General features: G+C 57.4%; 1 tRNA gene and 2 rRNA genes. All 3 read right to left on the bottom strand.

Annotation, left to right across the window (positions count from 1 at the left end):
* Window positions 1-79, bottom strand: a 23S ribosomal RNA gene (locus DM826_RS13175); the annotation flags it as partial.
* A gap of 309 nt (window positions 80-388) precedes the next feature.
* A tRNA-Ala gene (locus DM826_RS09535) sits at window positions 389-460 on the bottom strand.
* A gap of 163 nt (window positions 461-623) precedes the next feature.
* Window positions 624-1,899, bottom strand: a 16S ribosomal RNA gene (locus tag DM826_RS09530); the annotation flags it as partial.

Below are 1,899 nucleotides of genomic sequence, written 5' to 3'. Positions count from 1 at the left end.
TAGGCTTATCGCAGCTTGGCACGTCCTTCATCGGCACTCGAGCCGAGCCGTTCACCAGCTGGCACAGTAGCCAGTTGAAGAGATAACATTCGGACGAATGTTATCGCTGGTGAGATGATCCAAAGGATCATCTCGCGAGACGAGTATAACTCGCCTCAATGTATGTTCACTGTACCCGGTATGCGCGTTCAGAAGAACACGCAAACTGTAATGGGTCCAGTGGACGCCTGGATTGCACGTACACACGATCTCATTACGACCCAGGGTGGTAGATCTGGGACGTTCGATCCTTCCCAACCCGCTTTCACGGGATGGTGCATCGATCTTGTCGTATCACAGCCGAGTCGTGTAACCCGTATAAGGGACACGGTTCGGCTGCGTGCTGACATGGACTCAGTGGGATTTGAACCCACGGCATCCTCCTTGCAAAGGAGGCACTCTGCCGCTGAGCTATGAGCCCGCCTCGGTCGAAGGAACGACCGAGCGTGTTAGCCTTGGTAGTTCGAAGGTGCCCGATCGCACGCGTGGGCCGAAGACCCCAGTTCATCGGGGATGATGACTGGGACACAGACGCAATGAGTATGAAGGGTGAGTCTGGCCCAGAGGGCCAGATCTCGGACGTTAGGAGGTGATCCAGCCGCAGATTCCCCTACGGCTACCTTGTTACGACTTAAGCCCCCTTGCGAAGCCCAGATTCGACCCTGGTAACAGGGCCTCATCCGGACCTCACTCGGGTGCTTTGACGGGCGGTGTGTGCAAGGAGCAGGGACGTATTCACCGCGCGCTGCTGACACGCGATTACTACCGAATCCAGCTTCATGCGGGCGAGTTTCAGCCCGCAATCCGAACTACGACCAGGTTTGCGAGATTACCGTCACTTCTCAGTGTTGGAACCCGTTGTCCTGACCATTGTAGCCCGCGTGTTGCCCAGCCCATTCGGGGCATACTGACCTACCGTTGCCCATTCCTTCCTCCAGTTTAGCACTGGCAGTCTCCCTAATGTACCCACCCACCGTGCGGTGGTGCTGGCAATTAGGGACGTGGATCTCGCTCGTTGCCTGACTTAACAGGATGCCTCACGGTACGAGCTGACGGCGGCCATGCACCTCCTCTCATCAGCTCGGGCAGATGTCGTCAACATGACCGTCATTACTGATGTCGGGGCTGGTGAGATGTCCGGCGTTGAGTCCAATTAAACCGCAGGCTCCTCCGGTTGTAGTGCTCCCCCGCCAATTCCTTTAAGTTTCATCCTTGCGGACGTACTTCCCAGGCGGCTCGTTTAGCGGCTTCCCTACGGCACAGCACCCACTCGTAGTGGGTGCCACACCTAACGAGCATCGTTTACAGCTAGGACTACCCGGGTATCTAATCCGGTTTGAGACCCTAGCTTTCGTCCCTCACTGTCGAAGCCGTCTTCTCAGAGTGCTTTCGCCATCGGTAGTCCGTCCGGGATTACGGGATTTCACTCCTACCCCGGACGTACTCTCTGAGCCTTCCGGTTCCAAGCCAGCCAGTTTCCACCGGACGCCCACCCGTTGGGCGGGTGGATTTCCCGATGGACTTGGTTGGCCAGCTACGGACGCTTTAGGCCCAATAATATGGGACATCACTCGAGCTGCCGGTATTACCGCGGCGGCTGGCACCGGTCTTGCCCAGCTCTTATTCGTTGACCACCTTAGAGTCAACAAAAGCGAGGGCTAATATGCCCTCGCACTTGGGATTCCCCTATCGCACTTCCGTGCAGTGTAAAGGTTTCGCGCCTGCTGCGCCCCGTAGGGCCCGGAATCTTGTCTCAGATTCCGTCTCCGGGCTCTGACTCTCATCACCCGTACCGATTACTGGCACGGTGGGCCGTTACCCCACCGTCTACCTAATCGGCCGCAGCCGCATCCTTCAGCG

It is taken from the genome of Halonotius aquaticus, assembly GCF_003605575.1.
GTDB classification, from domain to species: Archaea; Halobacteriota; Halobacteria; order Halobacteriales; family Haloferacaceae; genus Halonotius; species Halonotius aquaticus.
The sequence above is the reverse complement of the archived record's forward strand: the minus strand, read 5'-3'. Positions and strand labels throughout refer to the sequence as shown.